The 24,247-nt window shown below is 58.5% G+C and carries 21 protein-coding genes and 1 pseudogene; 6 read left to right on the forward strand and 16 right to left on the reverse strand.

Annotated features, from left to right (window positions below):
• Window positions 1–120, forward strand: a pseudogene (locus JJD74_RS07035) (IS30 family transposase); the annotation flags it as partial.
• Window positions 121–195: 75 nt separating this feature from the next.
• On the opposite strand, the gene JJD74_RS07040 reads toward JJD74_RS07035, so the two are convergent.
• From JJD74_RS07040 to JJD74_RS07055, 4 genes are all read right to left on the reverse strand, one after another.
• Window positions 196–1,308, reverse strand: coding sequence for a polyamine ABC transporter substrate-binding protein (locus tag JJD74_RS07040; protein ID WP_042561637.1), 1,113 nt, complete (start codon window positions 1,306–1,308; stop codon window positions 196–198).
• Between the two features lie 171 nt (window positions 1,309–1,479).
• Entirely contained in the window at window positions 1,480–2,844 is a 1,365-nt protein-coding gene (locus tag JJD74_RS07045; RefSeq protein WP_047304040.1) for an aspartate aminotransferase family protein, read from the reverse strand.
• Between the two features lie 57 nt (window positions 2,845–2,901).
• Window positions 2,902–4,260 (reverse strand): glutamine synthetase family protein, encoded by a 1,359-nt coding sequence (locus JJD74_RS07050; RefSeq protein ID WP_042561639.1) that lies wholly within the window; start codon window positions 4,258–4,260, stop codon window positions 2,902–2,904.
• Window positions 4,261–4,355: 95 nt separating this feature from the next.
• Entirely contained in the window at window positions 4,356–4,715 is a 360-nt protein-coding gene (locus JJD74_RS07055; protein ID WP_200612508.1) for a glutamine amidotransferase, read from the reverse strand.
• Between the two features lie 278 nt (window positions 4,716–4,993).
• On the opposite strand from JJD74_RS07055, the gene JJD74_RS07060 reads away from it, so the two are divergent.
• Together JJD74_RS07060 and JJD74_RS07065 are read left to right on the forward strand one after the other, a co-directional pair.
• Window positions 4,994–6,370, forward strand: coding sequence for a glutamine synthetase family protein (locus JJD74_RS07060; protein ID WP_042561640.1), 1,377 nt, complete (start codon window positions 4,994–4,996; stop codon window positions 6,368–6,370).
• 258 nt (window positions 6,371–6,628) lie between these two features.
• Window positions 6,629–7,267 (forward strand): TetR/AcrR family transcriptional regulator, encoded by a 639-nt coding sequence (locus tag JJD74_RS07065; protein WP_042561641.1) that lies wholly within the window; start codon window positions 6,629–6,631, stop codon window positions 7,265–7,267.
• A 177-nt stretch (window positions 7,268–7,444) separates the two neighbouring features.
• On the opposite strand, the gene JJD74_RS07070 is transcribed toward JJD74_RS07065, so the two are convergent.
• The 11 genes from JJD74_RS07070 to argE all read right to left on the reverse strand — a co-directional run bounded on the left by JJD74_RS07070 (window position 7,445) and on the right by argE (window position 19,778).
• The gene (locus tag JJD74_RS07070; RefSeq protein WP_003229256.1) at window positions 7,445–7,660 is read right to left on the reverse strand and encodes a TOBE domain-containing protein; all 216 of its coding nucleotides are present in this window, start codon (window positions 7,658–7,660) and stop codon (window positions 7,445–7,447) included.
• A gap of 106 nt (window positions 7,661–7,766) precedes the next feature.
• Window positions 7,767–8,573, reverse strand: coding sequence for an aliphatic sulfonates ABC transporter ATP-binding protein (ssuB, locus tag JJD74_RS07075; RefSeq protein WP_200612512.1), 807 nt, complete (start codon window positions 8,571–8,573; stop codon window positions 7,767–7,769).
• On the reverse strand, window positions 8,570–9,352 hold the full coding sequence (gene ssuC / locus JJD74_RS07080) for an aliphatic sulfonate ABC transporter permease SsuC (protein ID WP_200612515.1): 783 nt from the start codon (window positions 9,350–9,352) through the stop codon (window positions 8,570–8,572). Before ssuC ends, ssuB begins: the two co-directional genes overlap by 4 nt.
• 8 nt (window positions 9,353–9,360) lie before the next feature.
• On the reverse strand, window positions 9,361–10,509 hold the full coding sequence (gene ssuD / locus JJD74_RS07085) for an FMNH2-dependent alkanesulfonate monooxygenase (protein ID WP_042561643.1): 1,149 nt from the start codon (window positions 10,507–10,509) through the stop codon (window positions 9,361–9,363).
• A gap of 25 nt (window positions 10,510–10,534) precedes the next feature.
• Window positions 10,535–11,500, reverse strand: coding sequence for a sulfonate ABC transporter substrate-binding protein (locus tag JJD74_RS07090; protein ID WP_042561644.1), 966 nt, complete (start codon window positions 11,498–11,500; stop codon window positions 10,535–10,537).
• 89 nt (window positions 11,501–11,589) lie between these two features.
• Complete coding sequence (ssuE, locus tag JJD74_RS07095; protein WP_042561645.1) at window positions 11,590–12,183, reverse strand: NADPH-dependent FMN reductase; 594 nt, start codon at window positions 12,181–12,183, stop codon at window positions 11,590–11,592.
• Between the two features lie 272 nt (window positions 12,184–12,455).
• On the reverse strand, window positions 12,456–13,094 hold the full coding sequence (locus JJD74_RS07100; protein ID WP_200612518.1) for a peroxiredoxin: 639 nt from the start codon (window positions 13,092–13,094) through the stop codon (window positions 12,456–12,458).
• 296 nt (window positions 13,095–13,390) lie between these two features.
• Window positions 13,391–14,734, reverse strand: coding sequence for an OprD family porin (locus tag JJD74_RS07105; RefSeq protein ID WP_200612520.1), 1,344 nt, complete (start codon window positions 14,732–14,734; stop codon window positions 13,391–13,393).
• Between the two features lie 421 nt (window positions 14,735–15,155).
• A complete protein-coding gene (locus JJD74_RS07110; protein ID WP_150597877.1) occupies window positions 15,156–16,484 on the reverse strand; it encodes an OprD family porin in 1,329 nt (442 codons plus the stop codon).
• Window positions 16,485–17,054: 570 nt separating this feature from the next.
• A complete protein-coding gene (gene argA / locus JJD74_RS07115) occupies window positions 17,055–18,356 on the reverse strand; it encodes an amino-acid N-acetyltransferase (RefSeq protein ID WP_200612522.1) in 1,302 nt (433 codons plus the stop codon).
• Window positions 18,357–18,623: 267 nt separating this feature from the next.
• Window positions 18,624–19,778 (reverse strand): acetylornithine deacetylase, encoded by a 1,155-nt coding sequence (argE, locus tag JJD74_RS07120; protein WP_042561650.1) that lies wholly within the window; start codon window positions 19,776–19,778, stop codon window positions 18,624–18,626.
• A gap of 155 nt (window positions 19,779–19,933) precedes the next feature.
• Here argE and JJD74_RS07125 point away from each other — a divergent pair, with 155 nt between their 5' ends.
• On the forward strand, window positions 19,934–21,304 hold the full coding sequence (locus JJD74_RS07125) for a CYTH domain-containing protein (protein WP_200612524.1): 1,371 nt from the start codon (window positions 19,934–19,936) through the stop codon (window positions 21,302–21,304).
• Between the two features lie 115 nt (window positions 21,305–21,419).
• On the opposite strand, the gene JJD74_RS07130 is transcribed toward JJD74_RS07125, so the two are convergent.
• Entirely contained in the window at window positions 21,420–21,884 is a 465-nt protein-coding gene (locus JJD74_RS07130; RefSeq protein WP_141125863.1) for an Lrp/AsnC family transcriptional regulator, read from the reverse strand.
• A gap of 126 nt (window positions 21,885–22,010) precedes the next feature.
• Here JJD74_RS07130 and JJD74_RS07135 point away from each other — a divergent pair, with 126 nt between their 5' ends.
• Window positions 22,011–22,349, forward strand: coding sequence for a hypothetical protein (locus JJD74_RS07135; RefSeq protein ID WP_200612525.1), 339 nt, complete (start codon window positions 22,011–22,013; stop codon window positions 22,347–22,349).
• A 92-nt stretch (window positions 22,350–22,441) separates the two neighbouring features.
• Window positions 22,442–24,226: a GspE/PulE family protein gene (locus JJD74_RS07140; protein ID WP_200612535.1), complete on the forward strand. Its 1,785-nt coding sequence runs from the start codon at window positions 22,442–22,444 to the stop codon at window positions 24,224–24,226.
• Window positions 24,227–24,247 lie beyond the last annotated feature (21 nt).

Raw genomic sequence — 24,247 nt, forward strand, 5'->3', positions numbered from 1 at the left:
CTGACCGTCGAAGCCGTCAATCGGACAGTAGCGAGGATCAATCTACGCCCGCGCAAGCGCTTGGGCTGGAAGACGCCGTACGAAGTGCATACAGGGGTGAGCGTTGCACTTATGTGTTGAATTCAGGTGTCATTTAATTATTCCGCTGGCCGCCGTCACGCAGACGACGGCCAACGGTTGCGGCTTCAAACCGGTTTATTTACCGGATTTGATTTTGGTCCAGCTGCGGGTGATCAGACGCAGTGTGGCGGCATCCAGATCACTGATCGCATAGAGCTGCTTCTTCACTTCAGCCGAAGGATAGATGCTCGCATCGCTGGTAATGTCTTTGTCCACCAGCGGTGTGGCCGCCTTGTTGCCGTTCGGGAAACGTACGGCGTTGGTGATCTCGGCCATCACTTCCGGCTGCAGCAGGTAGTTCATGAACTTGTAGGCGGCGTCGACGTTGGTGGCATCCTTTGGAATGGCAACCATGTCGTAGAAAGTGCCGGCGCCTTCTTTCGGAATGGTGTAGGCCAGTTTGACCTTGTCACCGGCTTCCTTGGCGCGCGACTTCGACTGCTCCAGGTCACCCGAGTAACCCACGGCCACGCAAATGTTACCGTTGGCCAGGTCGGAGATGTACTTGGAGGAATGGAAGTAGGCGACCGAAGGACGAATCTTGAGGAACAGGTCTTCGGCGGCTTTCAGGTCAGCCTTGTCTTTGCTGTTGGTCGGTTTGCCCAGATAGTGCAACGCCGCCGGAATCATTTCGGTCGGTGCGTCGAGGAAGCTCACGCCGCAGCTTTTCAGCTTCTCGATGTTCTCAGGCTTGAACACGATGTCCCAGGAATCGATCTTGTCGATACCCAGTGCAGCCTTGACCTTCTCCGGGTTGTAGCCGATGCCGATCGAGCCCCACATGTACGGGAACGCGTGTTTGTTGCCCTGGTCGCTGGCATCGCCAACGGCTTTGAGCAGGTCTTCGTCGAGGTTCTTCCAGTTCGGCAGCTTGGACTTGTCCAGCTCCTGATACACGCCCGCCTTGATCTGCTTGGCGAGGAAGTTGTTGGAAGGCACCACGATGTCGTAACCGGATTTACCGGCCAGCAATTTGGCTTCCAGGGTTTCGTTGCTGTCGAACACGTCGTAGACGACTTTGATGCCGGACTCTTTTTCGAACTTGGCCACGGTGTCCGGTGCGATGTAGTCGGACCAGTTGTAGACGTGCAACACCTTGTCGTCCGCCTGAACCGCACCCGCCATCATGCCCGCGATGGACAGAGCGAGAAGTGTCTTGCCAGCAAGCTTTTTGCCTAATGCCTTCATGCGTAATGCTCCAAATTTTTCTTTTTTGAACCACTTTGTTCAGCGGCCGAACCCGGACAACTGGAACCGCGGCTAGTCTGGCAAGATCCGAGGCGGTCTTTCAAGGAAAGACCAGCCTTTCTGACAGCTTTGCGCGAGAGCGCCGCGGCTTTCCCGCACAAAGCCTAGCACTTAGCCCTGCAACGCACTGAGGGTCAGGTCCAGACACTTGCGTGCCTTTGTAACCAGCTCGTCGATTTCCGCTTTGCTGATCACCAGCGGCGGCGCGATGATCATGGTGTCGCCCACGGCGCGCATGATCAGCCCGTTGTCGAAGCAGAACTGGCGGCAGATCATGCCCACGCCCTTGCCCTCGTAACGTTTGCGAGTGGCCTTGTCCTGCACCAGCTCGATCGCCCCCAGCAGACCGACCCCGCGAACTTCACCCACTAACGGGTGATCGTTCAGTTCCCGCAGACGTTTCTGCAAATACGGTGCCGTTTCGTTGTGCACGTTCTCGATAATCTTTTCGTCGCGCAGAATGCGGATGTTTTCCAGGCCCACTGCCGCCGCCACCGGGTGACCGGAGTAGGTGAAACCGTGGTTGAAATCGCCGCCTTCGTTGAGCACCGCGACCACTTCGTCACGCACGATCAGGCCACCCATCGGGATGTAGCCGGAGGTCAGGCCCTTGGCGATGGTCATCATGTCGGGCTTGAGGTCGTAGAAATCGCTACCGAACCACTCACCGGTGCGGCCGAAACCACAGATCACCTCATCCGCGACGAAGAGGATGTCGTACTTGGCGAGGATTTCCTTCACGCGCGGCCAGTAGCTGTCGGGCGGAATGATCACGCCGCCGGCGCCCTGGATTGGCTCGGCAATAAAGGCACCGACGTTGTCGACGCCGACTTCGAGAATTTTCTCTTCCAGCTGATTGGCCGCCCAGATCCCGAACTCTTGCGGGGACATGTCGCCGCCTTCGGCGAACCAGTACGGCTGGGCGATGTGGACGATGCCCGGGATCGGCAAGTCGCCCTGCTCATGCATATAGGTCATGCCGCCCAGGCTCGCGCCGGCCACGGTGGAACCGTGATAACCGTTCTTGCGGCTGATGATGACTTTCTTGTTCGGCTGGCCCTTGATCGCCCAGTAGTGGCGAACCATGCGCAACATGGTGTCGTTGCCTTCAGAGCCGGAACCGGTGAAGAACACGTGGTTCATGCCTTCCGGCGCGATTTCGGAGATGGCCTTGGCCAGTTCCAGTGCCGGCGGGTGAGCAGTCTGGAAAAACAGGTTGTAGTACGGCAGTTCGCGCATCTGTTTGCTGGCGGCATCGGCCAGTTCATCGCGACCGTAACCGATGGCCACGCACCACAGACCGGCCATGCCGTCGAGGATCTTGTTGCCTTCGCTGTCCCACAGGTAAACGCCCTTGGCGTTGGTGATGATCCGCGGGCCCTTCTCTTTCAGTTGCTTGAAATCGCTGAACGGGGCCAGGTGGTGATCGCTGCTCAGCGCTTGCCACTCACGGGTTTGCGGGTTGTTGCTGGTCATGCCAATTCTCCTTGTTATCGGTGAAGGCGCGGCGGCTGACCACCGCGCCCAGGCGTATCAGACGGCGAAGAGCAGGTACTCACGCTCCCACGAACTGATCACTCGCTTGAAGTTTTCATGCTCGGCCCGCTTGACCGCGACGTAGCCCGTGATGAAAGTTTTGCCCAGGTATTTCTCGACGGTCGAGCTGTTTTCCATGCGCTCCAGCGCGTCCTCGATGGTCAGCGGCAGGCGCAGGTTGCGGCGTTCATAGCCACGACCGACGACCGGCGCGCTCGGGTTGAGGCCCTCGACCATGCCGATGTAACCGCAGAGCAGGCTCGCGGCAATCGCCAGGTACGGGTTGGCGTCGGCGCCCGGCAGACGGTTTTCCACGCGGCGGTTTTGCGGGCCGGCATCCGGTACGCGCAGGCCCACGGTGCGGTTTTCTTCGCCCCACTCGACGTTCACCGGCGCCGAGGTATCCGGCAGGAAGCGGCGGAACGAGTTGACGTTGGGGGCGAACAGCGGCAGCAATTCCGGGATCAGCTTCTGCAGGCCACCGATGTGGTGCAGGAACAGCTGGCTCATGGTCCCGTCTTCATTAGAGAAGACGTTTTTGCCGGTCTCGATGTCGATGATGCTCTGGTGCAAGTGCATCGCGCTGCCCGGTTCACCGGTCATCGGCTTGGCCATGAAAGTGGCGGCTACGTCGTGCTTGAGCGCGGCTTCGCGCATGGTGCGTTTGAACACCAGAATCTGGTCGGCCAGCGACAGGGCGTCACCGTGACGGAAGTTGATTTCCATCTGCGCGGTGCCGTCTTCATGGATCAGCGTGTCGAGATCCAGTTCCTGCAACTCGCACCAGTCGTAGACATCTTCGAACAGCGGGTCGAATTCGTTCGCCGCTTCAATAGAGAACGACTGACGACCGATTTCCGGACGCCCGGAGCGGCCGATCGGCGGCTGCAACGGATAGTCAGGGTCGTCACTGCGCTTGGTCAGGTAAAACTCCATCTCTGGCGCCACGATCGGCTGCCAGCCCTTGTCGGCGTAGAGTTTGAGTACTTTCTTGAGGACGTTGCGCGGCGACAGCTCGATCGGGTTGCCTTGCTTGTCGTAAGTGTCGTGAATCACCTGGGCGGTTGGCTCTATGGCCCAAGGCACCATGTACACGGCGTTCTGATCGGGGCGGCAGATCATGTCGATGTCGGCCGGGTCGAGCAGTTCGTAATAGATGTCGTCTTCGACGTAGTCGCCGGTTACGGTCTGCAACAGAACGCTTTCTGGCAGACGCATGCCTTTTTCGGCGATGAACTTGTTGGTCGGCGAGATCTTGCCCCGGGTGATACCGGTCAAGTCGGCGATCATGCATTCGACTTCTGTGATCTTGTGGTCTTTCAACCAATCGGTGAGCTGGTCGAGGTTGTTACTCATAAATGCCTCTGGGCTGAGTCTCCTGACGCTATGTCAGGCAAGGTTTGACGCTTGTGCGTCGCGTTAAAGGGGGTTTGCTTGCGCGCAGTGCCGGCTTACGCCTGGCACCGCGCATAGACAATGAAAGAGAAGCTTACCTGCCCTTTACGCTGGCGTTGCATTTCCTGTGCACAACCGGCACGTGCAGAATCATGAGCACGGCTTGAAAAGCGGCACAGGCTTTGTGGGAGAAAGAGATCTATATTGGAAGGAGACGCCATAAAGAGGATGGCTTCCCGTGCGTCCAGAATATCGGACGTTGCCGTTTTGACGGCTGCTGCGCGCGAGACCATCGTCGGCAGGCTGCGAGCCTTATTGACTGCGCTCTGCACGGACGATTCGCCACTGATGTGATAAGCATGCAGACCGGACTGTTGCGAGCAGTCGGTGACGCCGTTTATCGACAGGCGAGACATGAAGCACCCCGGTATTATTGCTGTTATGGGTTTGATCGGAGCTTAGCCTTGTTCATTTTTTTACACAACACCCCCGTAAAAAATACAACACGGCCTGCTCAAGCCTGCGGGTGCCAAGCGTTCCAAGGGTAAAAAACCACCCGAAAATGCCCCATAAACGCCCTCGCAGCGCTTTTTTAGGGCAAAAAAGGCCTTGCTTGACTTCGGCAAGCCGTTCGGGTTGACTGAAACCAGAAAAGATCAATGATTGATATTTTTAACAACAAAGGTGTTGCATCATGTCGGTACCCCCGCGTGCCGTTCAGCTCAACGAAGCGAACGCGTTCCTTAAGGAACATCCTGAGGTTCTGTACGTTGACCTTCTGATTGCGGATATGAATGGTGTGGTGCGCGGCAAGCGCATTGAACGCACCAGCCTCCACAAGGTTTACGAGAAAGGCATCAACCTGCCGGCCTCTCTATTTGCTCTGGATATCAATGGTTCAACGGTGGAAAGCACCGGTCTGGGCCTGGACATCGGCGACGCCGATCGTATCTGCTATCCGATCCCCGATACCCTGTGCAACGAGCCATGGCAGAAGCGCCCTACCGCGCAACTGTTGATGACCATGCACGAACTCGAAGGCCAGCCGTTCTTCGCTGACCCGCGTGAAGTGCTGGCTAATGTGGTGCGCAAGTTCGACGAACTGGGCCTGACCATCTGCGCCGCGTTCGAGCTCGAGTTCTACCTGATCGACCAGGAGAACGTGAACGGTCGTCCGCAACCACCACGCTCGCCGGTTTCCGGCAAACGTCCGCACTCGACTCAGGTTTACCTGATCGACGACCTCGACGAATACGTCGATTGCCTCCAGGACATTCTGGAAGGCGCCAAAGAGCAAGGCATTCCAGCCGACGCCATCGTCAAGGAAAGTGCCCCGGCGCAGTTCGAAGTGAACCTGCACCACGTTGCCGACCCGATCAAGGCGTGCGACTACGCGGTACTGCTCAAGCGGCTGATCAAGAACATCGCCTACGACCATGAAATGGACACCACTTTCATGGCCAAGCCTTACCCTGGCCAGGCGGGCAATGGTCTGCACGTGCACATTTCGATTCTGGATAAAGAAGGCAAAAACATTTTTGCCAGCGAGGATCCCGAGCAGAACGCCGCGCTGCGTCACGCGATCGGCGGTGTGCTCGAGACCCTGCCCGCGCAGATGGCTTTCCTCTGCCCTAACGTCAACTCGTACCGTCGTTTCGGCGCACAGTTCTACGTGCCGAACTCGCCGTGCTGGGGCCTGGACAATCGCACCGTGGCGATTCGCGTACCGACCGGTGCGGCCGATGCCGTGCGGATCGAACACCGCGTTGCCGGTGCCGACGCCAACCCGTACCTGCTGATGGCTTCGGTGCTGGCTGGCGTGCATCACGGCCTGACCAACAAGATCGAGCCGGGCGCGCCCGTCGAAGGCAACAGCTACGAGCAGAACGAACAAAGCCTGCCGAACAACTTGCGCGATGCCCTGCGTGAGCTGGACGACAGCGAGGTGATGGCCAAGTACATCGATCCGAAATACATCGATATCTTTGTCGCCTGTAAAGAGAGCGAGCTGGAGGAGTTCGAACACTCCATCTCCGACCTTGAGTACAACTGGTATCTGCATACCGTTTAAGCGGTTGTAGCTGCATAAAAACGCCGTTGGCTGATTCAGCCAGCGGCGTTTTTTTATGGCTCACACGAAAGCCCCGCTTGGGATCAATGGCCGCCTGCGGCGGATCGCTGGCATGCCAGTTCCCACAAGGTAATCTGCAAATACAAAACTTGCGTTCGGCCTCAATCCCTGTGGGAGCCGGCTTGCCAGCGATGGCGTCCGGGCAGACAAACATAACAGCCGGCTCGTACAATGCCCGCTGCCCCGCAGGAGACTTTCATGACGCGTCCCGCCCCCGTCCGTAAACCCCGCGCCCGCAGTCAGGCGCGGATCGACTCGATACTCGACGCCGCGCGCACGCTGCTGGCCGCCGAGGGTGTGGCCAGCCTGTCGATCTACAGCGTGGCCGAGCGCGCGCAGATTCCGCCCTCTTCGGTTTACCACTTCTTCGCTAGCGTCCCGGCGCTGCTCGAAGCCCTGACAGCGGATGTGCACGCGGCATTCCGCGCCTGCCTGCAAGCGCCGATCGATCATCAAGCCTTGCGCGACTGGCGCGACCTGTCGCGGCTGGTCGAACAGCGGATGCTGGAGATTTACGACGAAGACGCCGCCGCCCGCCAGTTGATCCTCGCCCAGCACGGCCTCACCGAAGTCACCCAGGCCGACCGTCAGCACGACATCGAACTGGGCGACCTGATGCACAAGCTGTTCGATCATCACTTCGAACTGCCAAGGCTGCCGGAGGATGTGGATGTGTTTGCCCTGGCGATGGAATTGGGCGACCGCGTTTACGCGCGTTCAGTGCAGCAGCACGGGCAGATCACGCCGCGCATGGCAGAGGAAGGGATGCGCGTGTTTGATGCTTATATCGGGTTGTATTTGCCGCCCTATCTGCCCAAGAGATCTCTGCTGATCTGACTGGCCGCATCGCTGGCAAGCCAGCTCCCACAGGGTATTTGGCGGTCCAACAATCTACATACACCGACGATTTTTGTGGGAGCTGGCTTGCCAGCGATGGCCGCGCCGCCGATTTCAAGCCAGGCACAACAAACCCCGAAGGGCTCACACCCTCCGGGGTTGTTTTTTATCACCGGTTTACAACTTGGCGATCGAGACCTCGGTGGATTTCACGAAGGCGATCACTTCGCTGCCGACCACCAGTTCCAGCTCTTTTACCGAGCGCGTGGTGATGACCGAAGTGACGATGCCGGAAGCGGTCTGCACGTCGATTTCCGACAGCACATCGCCGAGGACGATTTCCTTGATCGAGCCTTTGAACTGGTTGCGTACGTTGATGGCTTTGATAGTCATGATATTTCTCCTGAGGTCGAAATAAGCGGCAAGTGGCAAGCTTCAAGCGGCAAGCAAAAGCACAGCGCTTCTACTTGTAGCTTGTAGCTTGAGGCTCGCAGCTGCTTCATTGCGCCCAACGCAGTTGCGTAGGCAAGGGTGAAACGGGTTCCGGCGCCGGCGGTTCGCCGGGCAGGGACAGAACACGGTTGAGCACTTCGGTTTCCAGCGCCGCCAGTCGATGCGAACCACGCACTCGCGGCCGCGGCAACCCGACATGCAGGTCTAGGCCGACTTCACCGTCCTCGATCAGAATCACCCGGTCGGCAATCGCGACCGCTTCGCTGACGTCGTGGGTGACCAGCAACACCGTGAAACCGTGCTGCTGCCAAAGGCGTTCGATCAGTTGCTGCATCTCAATGCGGGTCAGCGCGTCCAGCGCGCCGAGCGGTTCGTCGAGCAACAGCAGACGCGGCTTGTGAATCAAGGCTCGGGCTAGAGCAACACGCTGCTTCTGACCACCGGACAAAGCCGCCGGCCATTCATTGGCACGGTCCGCCAGGCCGACCGCTTCCAGTGCAGCCAATGCTTGCGGACGCCAGTTGCCTTTGAGCCCGAGACCGACGTTGTCGATGATCTTTTTCCACGGCAACAAACGGGATTCCTGAAACATCAAACGCGTGTCTTCCCGCGCATCGCTAAGCGGCGCGGCACCTGCGAGCAAGTCACCGCCAGTTGGCTGATCGAGGCCGACGAGCAAGCGCAGCAAGGTGCTCTTGCCACAACCGCTACGCCCGACCACGGCGACGAATTGCCCCGCCGGAATGTGCAGGTCGATGTCGCGCAGTACTTGCCGTGCGCCGAAGGTTTTTTGCAGGTTGCGCACTGCCAGCGGAATCCCGCGCAGCAGGCGTGGAGGTTGTTGAGCGGTCATGCTGCACCTCCTTTGGCAACCTGATAGGCCGGATGCCAGCGCAGCCACACATGTTCAAGTCCACGCGCCGCAAGGTCGGCGAGTTTGCCGAGTACCGCGTAAAGCAGAATCGCCAGTACAACCACATCAGTCTGCAAAAACTCCCGGGCATTCATCGCCAGATAGCCGATGCCGGAGCTGGCAGAAATGGTTTCGGCGACGATCAGCGTCAGCCACATAAAGCCCAGGGCGAAGCGCACACCGACCAGAATCGAAGGCAACGCTCCCGGCAGAATCACCTGCCAGAACAGGCTGAAGCCGCTCAATCCATAACTGCGCGCCATCTCGACCAGCGCGGGGTCGACGTTGCGGATGCCGTGATAGGTGTTGAGGTAGATGGGGAATAGCGTGCCCAACGCCACCAGAAAAATCTTCGCCGACTCATCAATGCCGAACCACAGAATCACCAGCGGAATCAGTGCCAGATGCGGCACGTTGCGGATCATCTGCACCGAACTGTCGAGCAAGCGTTCGCCCCACTTCGACAGACCGGTGATGAAGCCCAACACCAGACCGATGCTGCCGCCGATGATGAAACCCAGCGCGGCGCGCCAGCCGCTGATTGCCAGGTGCGTCCAGATTTCACCACTGCGCACAAGACTCACGCCGGCCTCGATCACCGCCACCGGTGCCGGCAGAATCCGTGTCGACAACCAGCCCGCCGACACCGACAACTGCCACACCGCCAGCAGCAACACCGGCAACGCCCAAGGCGCGAGGCTGTGGATGATTTTCTTCATGGCGCGCCTCAGCTCTGCGACGCGGCTTTGGGAAGAATGTCGTTGGCGACCATCTCGCCGAACGGGCTGACATAACCGGCGCTTTTCGGCAGTTCCGGGCGCTCGATGTCGAGGTGTGGGAACAGCAATTCGGCGACGCGGTACGACTCTTCGAGGTGTGGATAACCGGAGAAGATGAAGGTATCGATGCCCAGATCCGCGTATTCCTTTACCCGAGCGGCCACGGTCGGACCGTCGCCAACCAACGCCGTCCCGGCACCACCGCGCACCAGCCCGACGCCAGCCCACAGGTTGGGACTGACTTCCAGGTTGTCGCGACTGCCGCCGTGCAATGCGGCCATGCGTTGCTGGCCGACCGAATCGAAACGCGCCAGCGAGGCTTGAGCACGGGCGATGGTGTCATCGTCAAGATGCGAGATCAGACGATCCGCCGCCTGCCAGGCTTCAGCATTGGTTTCACGGACGATCACATGCAGACGAATACCGAAGCGCACGGTGCGTCCGAGCTTGGCGGCTTTGGCGCGCACCTGTTCGATTTTCTCCGCCACCGCTGCGGGCGGCTCGCCCCAGGTCAAAACCATTTCGACCTGTTCGGCAGCCAAATCCTGCGCCGCTTCCGAGGAGCCACCAAAGTACAGCGGCGGACGCGGCTGCTGGATTGGTGGATAGAGCAACTTCGCACCTTTGACGCTGATGTGCTGACCATCGTAATCAACGGTTTCGCCTTCCAGCACTCGGCGCCAGATGCGGGTGAATTCCACCGAGGCTTGATAGCGCTCCTCGTGACTGAGGAACAGACCGTCACCGGCCAATTCTTCCGGATCACCACCGGTCACCAGATTGAACAGTGCCCGCCCGCCAGACAGGCGATCCAGCGTTGCGGCCTGACGCGCCGCCACCGTCGGGGAGATGATCCCCGGGCGCAGGGCGACCAAAAACTTCAGACGCTGGGTCACCGGGATCAGCGACGCCGCCACCAGCCAGGAGTCTTCGCAAGAGCGGCCGGTAGGAATCAGCACACCGCCAAAACCCAGACGATCCGCTGCTTGCGCGACCTGTTGCAGATACCCGTGATCGACAGCACGGGCGCCTTCGGAGGTGCCAAGGTAATGGCCGTCGCCGTGGGTAGGCAGGAACCAGAAGATGTTGAGGCTCATGGAGTCGTCTCCTTGGGAATTCGAATTACTGTGCTTTGGCCACAGCGGACGGTGGTGTCCAGATCACATCCTTGATGCTCAAAGGCTTGGGAATCAGTTTGAGCTGGAAGAACGTGTCAGCGATTTTCTGTTGCGCGGCGATCACCTCCGGGGTCAGAAACAGCGCACCGTAGCCCTGGCGTTTGACCGCGGTCAGGGTGATGTCCGCCGGCAGGCCGAGCAGCGGCGCGACCTGTTGGGTCACGTCTTCAGGATTGGCTTTGGACCACTCGCCGACCGCGCGCACTTCTTCGACGAGAGTCTTGATCACCTCGGGATTTTTCTGTGCGTAAGGTTTGGTTGCGAGATAGAACTGGTGGTTGTCGACGATGCCTTTGCCGTCGCGCAGGGTGTGCGCTTGCAGCTGTTTCTCGGCGGCCGCTTGGTACGGATCCCAGATGACCCAGGCATCAACGCTGCCACGCTCGAACGCGGCGCGAGCATCGGCCGGCGGCAGGAATACTGTTTGGATATCGGTGTATTTGAGTCCGGCGTCTTCCAGTGCGCGAACCAGCAGGTAGTGGACGTTGGAGCCTTTGTTCAGCACGACTTTCTTGCCTTTGAGATCGGCCACCGATTTGATCGGCGAGTCTTTCGGCACGAGGATCGCTTCGCTGTTCGGCGCTGGCGGCTCGTAAGCGACATAGAGCAGATCGGCGCCTGCGGCTTGAGCGAACACCGGCGGCGTTTCGCCCGTCACGCCGAAGTCGATCGAACCGACGTTCAGGCCTTCAAGCAGTTGCGGGCCGCCAGGGAATTCAGTCCATTGCACGTCGACGCCTTGGGCGGCGAGACGTTTTTCAAGAGTACCTTTGGCTTTGAGCAGCACCAGCGTGCCGTACTTTTGATAACCGATCCGAAGCGTCTCGGCCTGAGCTTGAGTGATGGCGCCGAAGGACACAGCCGCAGCAAACAGAGCGACCAGACCACGACGCAAAAATACAGTGCGCATAGCGCTCTCCTTTTTGCAGTTGGGTTTTGGCTGCACCTGCTTGCCCGTTGACGGGCGAGTAAGGCGAGTACTTCAAATTCTTATGAGGCTTAAATGCTCCAGCGAGCACTCAACAAACGTTCGTTCAACAAGCCCGGCTCCAGCGGTTTCGGCCGGCGGGCCATGGCACTGACAAACTGATCCAGCGCTTCATGCAGACGCTGCTCCAGCGCCGGTGCCAACTGCGCCTGGGCACTGCCTTCGCCATAAGCGATCTGGCTGTCCTCGGCGAAAATCCCCTGGAGCATTTCCTGGGCTTTTAATGCCGACAGCACTGGCTTGAGGGCGTAATCGACCACCAGCATGTGGGCGATGCTGCCGCCGGTGGCCATCGGTAAAACAATCTTGTGGTTCAAGGCACGTTCGGGCAGCAGATCGAGCACAGTCTTCAGAGCGCCAGAAAACGAGGCCTTGTAAACCGGTGTAGCGATCAGCAAGCCGTCGGCATTTTCAATCTGTTGTAAAAGATCGAGCACCTTGGGGCTATCAAAACGAGCGTGGAGCAGATCTTCGGCCGGGAAATCCCGTACCTGATAACTCACCACTTCCACCCCTTGCTGCTGCAACCAGCGCTGCGAGCGATCCAGCAGAACTCCAGAACGGGAGCGCAGGCTGGGACTGCCACCGAGTGAGACGACCAGCATTGAGATGATTCCTTAAGCGTTACAGGCGATTCGCAGGTTGCGATCTCGCTTCAATGTGAGAGACCTTACCAGTTGATTTATATATCCATAAATCATATTTATTCATTTGGTTATGCATTTTTGAGATATACGTTTTACCTTTCTCGGGACGAAAAAAAGGCCGTCGAAACGGCCCGAAATCCCCTGCTTTGTGGATGCTTCAAAACGATCGCAGCCTTCGGCAGCGCCTGCATTGGACTGCGTTTCTCCCTGCAGGCTGCGATCTTTTGATCTTAACGATTGGGCTGTGGCGTCAGACGCAGGTACGGCTTCACGGCGCGATAGCCTTTCGGGAAGCGCTGTTTGATCTCTTCTTCATCCTTGAGCGACGGCACGATCACCACTTCGTCACCGTCCTGCCAGTTGGCCGGGGTGGCCACTTTGTAGTTGTCGGTGAGTTGCAGCGAATCGATCACCCGCAGAATCTCGTGGAAATTGCGCCCGGTGCTCGCCGGATAGGTGATGGTCAGGCGAATCTTCTTGTTCGGATCGATCACGAACAGCGAACGCACGGTCAGGGTGTCATTGGCGTTCGGGTGGATCAGGTCATACAGATCCGAGACTTTGCGATCCGCATCGGCCAGGATCGGAAAGTTGACGACAGTGTTCTGGGTTTCGTTGATGTCTTCGATCCACTTGTGGTGCGAGTCCACCGGGTCTACCGACAGCGCGATGGCCTTGACGCCGCGCTTGCTGAATTCATCCTTGAGCTTGGCGGTGAAGCCCAGCTCGGTGGTGCACACCGGGGTGAAGTCCGCCGGATGGGAAAACAGCACGCCCCAACTATCGCCTAGCCATTCGTGAAAACGAATCTTGCCGACGCTGGAGTCTTGCTCGAAATCGGGGGCGATGTCGCCGAGTCTGAGGCTCATGGTGCTGCTCCTGATGAGAGGGTGGAGACCTCAACTGTAGCTTGGCTTTTATGCTCATGAAAAAGAATATATAACTAGATATGTATGCTTTTTAGGAATATTAAACTTCTGTTCACTGGACGCCCGGCCGCATCGCGACGAACATCGTTCGCAAGGTTCGAGAAGGCCTTGAGTTGCTGTAAAGAGGGAAATGTCGGGGAAGGCTTACGGGGGTGGGCCTGACTCGAAAACGCAAAAGCCCCGTCCGGCGCGATGCCGGACGGGGCTTTTTTACAGCCGCGATTCGAAGCGCGCTATTACATCAGCGGGATCGAGTAGCTGACGATCAGGCGGTTTTCATCCTGGTCACGCTGACCTGGGATGTCGTTGCGCCACATAGCGTTTTTCCACATTACGCCAACGTTTTTCAGCGGGCCTTGCGGTACTACGTAACCAACGGTCAGGTCGCGCTCCCACTCTGTTTTGTCACCGGTAGCGGAATCGATATTGTCACCGCGCAGGTAAACCACACCAGCGGTAAGGCCAGGTACACCTACTTTGGCGAAGTCATACGAGTAGCGACCTTGCCAAGTGCGCTCGCCAGCACGGCCGAACTTCTGGATTTGCATATCGGTAATGGTGTAGTTGGACGAACCGTCGCCTTGGTTCAGCCAAGGGAAGTCGCTGTCGCCATTGCTGACTTGATAGCCGCCGCCAAAGGTGTGGCCAGCAACGGTGTACAAGAACAAGCCGCTATACAGGTTGTTGTCAACTTTACCTTTGGTGATCGCGCCACCGTAGTAACCGTTGGTGAAGTAAGCGCTGTCGTGTCCGTTGGCACCATCGTCACGGCTATTGAAATAACGGAAGTCAGACTTCAATACGCCCGGACCGATTGCCCAGTTGTGTACCAGCCCCAGGAAGTGTTGCTTATAGAAGTCTTCCAGATTGCCGTAGTAGTACTGGGCAGTCAGGTCCTTGGTGATCTTGTAGTCACCACCGGCATAGATGAACTTGTTGCTGTTGGCTATACGCGGGCTCGCGCCACCGACGGACAGGTTCTCATTGCTGCTGGAGTTACGTCCTTTCACAGCTTCGATCTGACCACCGACCAGAGTCAGGTCCTTGATGTCGTTCGAAGTGATCTGACCACCTTGCCAGGTTTGCGGCAGCAGACGACCATCGTTAGTCACGATCACTGGCAGTTTTGGCTGCAGGGTGCCCAATTTCAGTTCGGTCTGGGAGATCTTGGCTTTGGCAGTCAGGCCCAGGCTGGAGTAGTTATCAACCGCTTCGCCGTTGGACTTGCTTGGAAAAACAGTACCACCGTAAGCAGCACCGTTGGCGGCACCGTTAGTGCCACCACCGGAATCCAGACGTACGCCCAGCAGGCCGATAGCGTCGATACCGAAACCTACGGTGCCTTGGGTATATCCGGAAATGAAGCGAAGATCGAAGCCTTGACCCCATTCTTCGTTCTTGCTCTGAACACCCCTGGCTTTGCTGGCAGGCGTGCCAGCTGCGCTGTCACGGTTATCCGTGTTGATGTAGAAGTTACGCAGCCCCAAAGTTGCCTTGCTATCTTCGATGAAACCGGCGGCGCCTGCCTGCTGCGCCATAACCCCTACGGCCACAGCCAGGGCCAAGGTGGACTTGTTCATGTAAAGCTCCTCTCGTTTCTAATTCTTCTGCTTTTTTCTGTCGGCTTCGGATCGATTGCCCGAAATCCTGATCGCTTGGTCGCTTGATCGCACTCGACCTTTACCCCAGTCAAAGCCGCGAAAGCATACCCCGGCATAGTCCCAAAAAGAATTGTTGCACTCTTTTTCAGAGCACCGAGATATATAAAGGCACTGCAGATTGGAGGTATCGGCTTCAGCACCGATTCCTGAACCCTTGAGATTGTCGAGGGACGAAAATGCCAAAACACCGCAGTGACTCTTGAGCGTTGTATGGGGCCTAATTTAGCTTTTCGCCAAAAAAACAAAAGGAATAAAAAATTTCTATAACCTATCAATATGGAATATAAAAAAATGCACGAAAAAAAACCTTGCCGAGCGGCAAGGCTTTTCTCTGGATTTGTTACAGGAAGCTGTAGGTGTAATTGAAGATCAGGCGGGTCTGATCCTGATCGGCAATATTGATTTCGCTGCCGCGATAAACACCATTGCGCAGTGTTACACCAAAACCTTTGAGAGCACCCTGTTGAACGGTGTAATCGATACGCATGTCTCGTTCCCACTCGGACATGTCGCTACCGGAACCGTTCGTTGCCTTGATGTTATCGCCATGCAGGTAAGCGACCGAAGCTTTGAGGCCCGGTACACCCAGCCCTGCGAAGTCATAGGAGTACTGGCCGAAGGTCGTGTTTTCACCGGCACGGACGAAACCGTTAATCATGGAGTCGGTGAACAGGTAGAAGCTTGCGCCACCAGCACCCTCTGGGCGACCGTTGCCATCGACCACGTTGCCCTGGTTCAGGTAGACGAAGCCACCGTCATCGTTGACGCGTTGATGGCCGAGCAAGAAGGCGTTGCCACCCAAGGTGTAAGTGAACATGGCACTCCAGGTCTTGTTATCGACCTCGCCCGGAGTCTTGGCATAACCACCGTTGTTATTGAAGCGGTAGCCTGCGTCGCCGTTCTTGCCATCAGAGCTGCTGTCGAAATAGCGGATGTCGGTCTTGAACGATTGGTTGGTGCTGATCGGAAGGACGTGCACCAGGCCGAAGAAGTTCTGCTTGTAATAATCCTGCAGGTTCGAGTGGTAGTACTGCAGGGTCAGATCTTTGGTGACCTTCCAGTCAGCACCGGCATAGCGGAACTGATTGCTGTCCTGCGTACCACCGGCCACTGCGAGGCCGGTGCTGTTTGTCGAGGCACGACCCACTGCATGCTCGAGTTGACCAGCATTAAAGGTGACGTTGTCGATTTCCTTGGAGGTGATCGTGCCACCCTCGAAGGTTTGAGGCAGCAGACGGCTATCGTTCGCAACCAGAATCGGCAAGCTAGGTTGCAGCGCGCCCCCCAGGTGAGCTTCGGTCTTGGACAGACGTGCCTTGACGTTACCCGCTACGCGGCTCCAGGACTGCGTTGCCGAACCGTCGGAATCACTTGGGCTGAACGAGTTATTGTCTGGGTGGTGCCCACGGCCACCATCAAGGTGAATACCGCTGAGCGCCTGCACATCAAGACCAAAACCGACCATACCTTGAGTGAAACCGGACAGGTAATCAAACTTGAAGCCCTGCGCGGCTTCTCTCTGATCTGCGCCGCCATCACGGTTGTCGTTGTTGAAATACATGGTGCGGGAACTCAGGGAAGCCTTGCTGTCTTCGATGAAACCCGCGGCACCTGCCTGCTGCGCCAATACCCCAAAGGCCACAGCCACGGCCAAGGTGGACTTATTCATTGTCAAGCTCCTCTCGTTTCTAATTATTGTTTGCCTGGCCCGGATCGATGCCCGGGTTCCAAAGGTCAGCGATTAGCGCCAGAGCGTGACCCACAAGTCAATCGTAACTTTGTGTGTCTACGACCATGGTCTAAGCTCCGGTTTTTTGGTCCATGCAGGTTCATGAGTTCGTCATGAATCTGAAAAGAATGAATACCTTCTTTTCTAATACCCTTTAGGAATTTAACCCCGTATTTGCACGCTCTGGTGCCGCCCACAACAACGCGCCGGTCAATTCCTGAAAGGTATTAAGCTGGCCTGTTTAGGCCCATTTGCCCTGAAGCAATCCTGTAACAGTTCCATCACCCCAGCAGCCAGCCCGGGGCACTATCCAGATCAATTGTTACAGTTTGTGTGTCGGTAGGTTTTTTGCACGCACGGCGCAGCCGCCGTTCTTGCCGGAATTAAACAAGTCATTCCAGTCGTGGTTTTCAGCGGGGAGGAATCAGAAGGAGAGGTTCAGATTGGAATGTACAGGTGTCGCGCTGTGGGGACCTTGCAGCCTGCCCCCACTCGCCACGCCCTGATGAATCAAAGGGTCTTTTCGAAGATCTTCGAATTACGTTGATAGTTGTACAGCGACGCCCGAGCCGCTGGCAGACGCTCAACACTGCTCGGTTCGAAACCACGCTCGCGGAACCAGTGCGCGGTCCGTGTGGTAAGCACGAACAGCGTCTTCAAGCCCTGCGCACGGGCACGGGTCTCGATGCGCTCCAGCAATTCGTCGCCGCGCCGGCCATGGCGATACTCCGGGCTCACTGCCAGACACGCCAGTTCACCCGCATCCGAATCAGCAATCTGATACAGCGCCGCACAAGCGATGATCATGCCTTCGCGCTCGACCACGCTGAACTGCTCGATCTCACGCTCCAGCACTTCACGCGAACGACGTACCAGAATCCCCTGCTCTTCCAGCGGGCTGATCAGGTCAAGCAAACCGCCGACGTCTTCAATCGCCGCCTCGCGCACCAGTTCGAATTGCTCCTGGGCAACCAGCGTGCCGCCACCGTCTCGGGTGAACAGCTCGGTCAGCAGTGCGCCATCCTCGACGTAACTGACGATGTGGCTGCGCGCCACACCGCCTCGGCAGGCTTCGGCGGCGGCATCCAGCAGTTCCGCTTGATAATTGCTGCTGCCCAGACGCTGCAAGTGCGCCGGCACTTGTTGTGGACGCAGCTCACGCACCAGTTTGCCGTTCTCGTCGATCAGGCCGAGGTCAGCGCCGAACAGCAGCAATTTGTCTGCACCCAGATCGATGGCGGCGCGGGTGGCGACGTCTTCGCAGGCGAGGTTGAAGATTTCCCCGGTCGGCGAATAGCCCAGCGGCGACAGCAGCACGATCGAACGCTCATCGAGCAAACGATTGATACCCTTGCGGTCGACCCGGCGCACTTCACCGGTGTGGTGATAGTCGATACCTTCCAGTACACCGATTGGTCGCGCGGTAACGAGGTTGCCGCTGGCCACGCGCAGGCGCGAGCCCTGCATCGGCGACGAAGCCATGTCCATCGACAACCGCGCCTCGATGGCGATGCGCAACTGGCCGACCGCATCGATCACACACTCAAGGGTCGCGGCATCGGTGATGCGCATGCCGTGGTGGTAATGCGGAGTCAGGCCGCGGGCGGCGAGGCGGGTTTCAATTTGTGGGCGCGAACCATGCACCAGCACCAACCGCACGCCGAGGCTGTGCAGCAGCACCAGGTCGTGGACGATGTTGCCGAAATTCGGATGATCCACGCCGTCGCCGGGCAGCATGACGACGAAGGTGCAATCGCGGTGGGCATTGATGTAGGGAGAAGCGTGACGAAGCCAATTAACGTATTCGGGCATGAACCTGGGCCTGTAATAAATAGCAGCCGGAAAAAAGGGCGAAACGGAAAACGCACAGCGGGCTGATGGTTATCGTCGGAACAGGCTTGGCGACACGCGCGCTCTCCTCATGAATACGGGTTGGGTTGCAGGCAATTTACAGCGTTCGGTCAGGTAAAACATGGATCCCTTGTGGGAACGAGCCTGCTCGCGAAAGCTGTGTGTCAGATACATCAATGTTGATTGACACGATGGCTTCGCGAGCAGGCTCGCTCCCACAGGGGTACATCATGGTTTGTCAGGGGTCAGGCAGTAATGTTCAATCAACTGTCGCAATAGATGCACGGTAGGCTGCAAACGTGACATTTCAAGGTATTCGCCCGGTTGATGCGCACAGGCAATATCACCGGGGCCAAGTACGATGGTTTCGCAGCCAAGACGCTGAAGATAAGGCGCTTCGGTGCCGAACGCTACTGCTTCGGCAGTGTGGCCGGTGAGCTTTTCGGCAATACGCACCAATTCGGCGTCCGCGTCCTGCTCAAATGACGGCACTTCCGGGAACAATGGCTTGTAGTCGATCTTCACCTGATGCCGCTCGGCAACCGGGTTGAGCTTGCGCAGAATCTCCGCCCGCAGGACTTTCGGGTCCATACCCGGCAACGGCCGCAGGTCGAACTCCAGCGAACACTGGCCGCAGATACGGTTGGGGTTGTCGCCACCATGGATGCAGCCGAAATTCATGGTCGGTTGCGGCACGCTGAATTGCGGATTGTTATATTCGCGCTGCCACAGCAGGCGCAGGCCGCGCAGTTCGCCGATGGCATCATGCATGGCCTCAAGGGCGCTGTGCCCCAGGCGCGGGTCCGACGAGTGCCCGCTCTGCCCAAGGATGTCGATGCGTTCCATCATGATGCCTTTGTGCATGCGAATCGGCTTGAGCCCGGTCGGCTCGCCGATCACTGCCGCGCGGCCCAGCGGTCGTCCAGCCTCGGCCAGCGCGCGGGCGCCGGACATCGAGCTTTCTTCGTCACAGGTGGCGAGGATCAGCAGCGGTTGCTTGAACGGCTGGTCGAGCAGCGGCAGCACGGCTTCGATGATCAGGGCGAAGAAGCCCTTCATGTCGCAACTGCCCAAACCGACCCAGCGGCCGTCGACTTCTGTGAGTTTCAGCGGATCGGTCTGCCATAAGGCGTCGTCGTACGGCACCGTGTCGCTGTGCCCGGCCAGCACCAGACCGCCGGGGCCGCTGCCGAAACTGGCGAGCAGATTGAATTTGCCGGGGCTGACCTGCTGGATATCACAGCTGAACCCCAGATCACCCAGCCATCCCGCGAGCAAATCGATCACCGCCCGGTTGGACTGATCGAGGCTCGGCTGGGTGCAGCTGACCGATGGCGCGGCAATCAGCGCAGCGAACTGGTCTTGCATGGATGGCAAAGGCATCGCTGACTCCAACTCCCGATTTGAAGTCCATCATAGAACCATCCGGCGTCAGGAATAAACCGCCGCAGGGCGTAGGACGAATCAGTCCTGTACACTGCACGGCCTTGGCAGCCACATATTCCCCGGCTGCGCTCCCGATCCTGGATTTTCCGGCCATGCAGAAAGAAACCGAAATCAAACTCCGCGTCAGCCGCGAAACCCTCGCGGCCCTGCGCGAGCACCCCCTTCTGAAAAAACGCAACAAAAGTGGCTGGGAACGCCGTGAGTTGATGAACCAGTACTTCGACACCCCGGAGCGCGATCTGGCCCAGGCCAAAGTCGCCCTGCGCCTGCGCAAGGACGGCGATGAGGTGATTCAGACCCTCAAGACCCGTGGCCAGAGTGTCGCCGGTCTGTCCGAGCGAAACGAGTACGACTGGAAACTGCCCAAAGCCAAGCTCGATGTGAAGAAACTCGACGGCGAATGCTGGCCAGAGTCGCTGGCCGAGCTGGACAAGAAAACCCTGAAGCCGATCTTCACCACCGATTTCGTCCGCGAGCGCGCCGAAATCGCCTGGGGCCGCGGCAAGAGCAAAGTGGTCATCGAAGCGGCGCTGGATCTGGGTCATGTCGTGGTTGGCAAACAGAAAGAAGAAATCTGTGAGCTGGAACTGGAACTGCGCGAAGGCGAGCCTGAAGCGTTGCTGGAACTGGCCGCTGAACTGGCGCAAACCCTGGCCATGATGCCGTGCGACATCAGCAAGGCAGAGCGCGGCTATCGTCTGTACGACGCCAACAGCTACTCGCTGAGCCTGCCGGCGCCACAACTGACGGTCGAAACCCAGCTGGACGACGCTTTCGCCGCCCTGTGCTGGCATTTGCTCGGCAGCAGCCAGCGTCTGGCCGAACAGTATCGTTTCAACGGTCACTGGCGTTTGTTGCAGGACTGGGTCGAGAACCTCGCCGAAATGCGCGCTCTGCTCAGCAGCCTCGGCCAGGCCGCTCCGCGTCCTTCGACCCACGACCTGCGCGTGGCTCTCGACGCACTGCTGGAAGACTGGCGTCCGCTGGTTCAGGTGGGTATCGAAGACGAAGATGTGCGCAAAGCCGCGCCGGAGCAGTTCCTCGAAGAGCTGGAAGACCCACGCTGGGGCCTGTTCTCGCTGACGGCTTCGCGCTGGTTGCTGGCTCGCAGCTGGACGGCTGATCGTAACGTGCGTGGCAACCGTCAGGGTGGCGCGCAGCTGCACAGCTGGTTGCCGCGTCTGCTCGGCGAAGAAGCCACGGCCCTGCAATTGCAGCGCTATCAGCAGCAGCCGGAAGATCTGGCTGAACAGCTGCCACGTATCGAGCGCATTCAGGTCTGGCTGCACCACGCCCGCAATGTACTGGAGATCCCGGAAATGGATCGCCTGTACGGCGAGCTGAACAAGCTGGCGCAGTTGGCCAACGAGCCGACAATCACTGACGAACTGCTCGATGCACGCAAACAGCAGGCGATTGCGGTTTACCAGAACCGCGCGTGGAAAATGTTGCTGCGTATGTAATACCGCCATCGCTGGCAAGCCAGCTCCCACAGGGTTTGATGTTGAAATGTAATTTGTGTTTCAACACAAAACCTGTGGGAGCTGGCTTGCCAGCGATGAGGCCAGCAGCCTCACCTCAAACCGGCAGGCTTGTTGTGGACTTGATCTCCGACAACGCCACAATCGAGTTCACTTCCTGTATCCCCGGCACCAGCGACAGCTTCTCGAAGAAGAACCGCTCATACGCCTCGATGTCCGCCGCGACAATTCGCAACAGAAAATCCACCGCGCCCATCAGCACATAACACTCCAGCACCTCCGGAAAACCGCGAATCGCTTCGGTGAATTCGGTGAAGTTCGAACGCCCGTGGGCGTTGAGTTTGATCTCGGCAAAGATCTGCGTGTTGAGGCCGATTTTCTTGCGATCGAGCAAGGTCACCTGGCCGCGAATGATCCCCTCCTCCTTCATCCGCTGAATCCGCCGCCAGCACGGCGATTGCGACAAGCCCACCTGCTCGGCGATCTGCGCGCTCGAGAGCGATGCGTCCTCTTGCAGCAAAGCCAGGATCTTGCGGTCGTAGCTGTCCAGCTCACTGCGCATAGAAAAACCTCAAACAGAACATTCTGCGAATTGATCCAGTTGATCAAACGCCAATAGCGCTCATCTTAGATAAGAAATACCCGGCAGCGAATGTAAAAATTCCTCCAGTGATTTTGGAGCCCCGCCATGCCGCATCTTGAAGCCGTCAACTCACCCCTGACCCGCGCCGATGTCTGGAACGTCAATAACGTCCACTGCCTGGCGCAGTATCAGATTCTCGCCGAGGCCGAACCGGATCTGCTGGTGCGCGTGCTCAACCTGTTCGCGTTGCAGTTTCTTACGCCTGAGCAAGTGAACGTGCAGCGAATGGACGATCTGTTGTCGATCGACCTCGTCATGGGCGGCTTGAGCTGGCATCGCGCGCAAGTGATTGCGGAAAAACTTCGTAACCTGATCAGCGTCTGTTCGGTGAATCTGCAGAACACCGACACGGCGTGGGCTGAACCGGCGCAAGCGGCCGGCTGACAAATCCGGCAACGGCTTCGTCGGGTAGTGGCCCAACGGTCTGCGGGGCCGCGACTATCCTTTTGCGCACTGTCGCTTAAAAGGAAGCCCGCATGTCCGTTCAACTTGCCACTCAGGACCGCTGGCTGGAACTCAATGATGTGTTGCGTGAACTGGTCGCCCAAGGCTTCATCAGCCAGGATTCGGCGGAGCAGGCGCTCAATGCCCGCCGTCGCCACGCCGCGCATGGCCAGAAGCATCCGCTGGAGTTTATCGCCAGCCAGCAACTGGACGACCTCAGCCGTCCGGGCAAGCATCTGGATCTCGAAAGCCTGACCCTGTGGCTGGCGCAACAGGCCGGCCAGCCCTATCTGCGCATCGATCCGCTGAAGATCAACGTTGCCGCCATCACTCCGTTGATGTCCTACGCCTTCGCCCAGCGCCACAAGATTCTCGCGGTGGCGGTTGATCGCGACTCGGTGACGGTAGCCAGCGCCCAGCCCTATGTGAATGGCTGGGAAGCCGATCTGACTCACGTCTTGAAGTTGCCGATCAAGCGGGTGGTGGCCAACTCGGCGGACATCCAGCGTTTCAGCGTCGAGTTCTTTCGCCTGGCCAAATCGGTCAGCGGCGCCAGTAACGCCGATCAACAGAACGGCAACCTCGGCAACTTCGAACAACTGCTCAACCTCGGCGCCAGCGATCAGGAGCCGGACGCCAACGACGCGCACATCGTCAACATCGTCGACTGGCTGTTTCAGTACGCCTTCCAGCAGCGCGCCAGTGATATCCATATCGAACCGCGTCGCGAGCAAGGCACGGTGCGGTTTCGCATCGACGGTGTGTTGCACAACGTCTATCAATTTCCGCCGCAGGTAACCATGGCGATTGTCAGTCGCCTGAAAAGCCTCGGGCGCATGAACGTCGCCGAAAAGCGCAAACCCCAGGACGACCGGGTCAAGACCAAAACCCCGGACGGCGGCGAAGTGGAGTTGCGCCTGTCGACCCTGCCCACCGCGTTCGGCGAAAAAATGGTCATGCGGATTTTCGACCCGGATGTACTGCTCAAGGACTTCGATCAGCTTGGGTTTTCCGCCGACGATTTGCGCCGCTGGCAGGACATGACCCGCCAGCCCAACGGCATCATTCTGGTCACCGGGCCCACCGGTTCGGGCAAGACCACCACGCTCTACACCACCCTGAAAAAACTGGCGACGCCGGAGGTCAACCTCTGCACCATCGAGGACCCGATCGAAATGGTCGAGCCGGCGTTCAACCAGATGCAGGTGCAACACAACATCGACCTGAGCTTCGCCGCCGGGGTCCGCGCGCTGATGCGACAGGACCCGGACATCATCATGATCGGTGAGATCCGCGACCTCGAAACCGCCGAGATGGCGATTCAGGCGGCACTCACCGGGCATCTGGTGCTCTCGACCTTGCACACCAACGATGCGCCGAGTGCGATCAGCCGGTTGCTTGAACTGGGCGTGCCGCATTACCTGATCAAGGCCACGGTGCTCGGGGTCATGGCCCAACGGCTGGTGCGGACCCTGTGCCCACACTGCAAGGCACCGCTGACCCTGGACGAGGAGGATTGGCAAACCTTGACCCGCCCCTGGCAGGCGCCACTGCCGGGCAACGCGCAAAGGGCCATCGGCTGCGTGGAGTGTCGCGACACGGGGTATCACGGACGCGCGGGGGTTTACGAAATCATGCAACTGAGCGACAGCCTCAAAGCCTTCATCACCCCGGACACCGACCTCACCGCGATCCGTCGCCAGGCATTCAAGGAAGGCATGCGCAGCTTGCGCCTCTCCGGCGCGCAGAAAGTTGCGGCGGGGCTGACGACGGTGGAGGAAGTGCTGAGGGTGACGCCGCAAAGTGAGCTGAAATAGGCGCTCAGGGAACCGGATAGG

Source organism: Pseudomonas sp. MF6776, from assembly GCF_016613125.1.
Taxonomy (GTDB): Bacteria; Pseudomonadota; Gammaproteobacteria; order Pseudomonadales; family Pseudomonadaceae; genus Aquipseudomonas; species Aquipseudomonas iridis.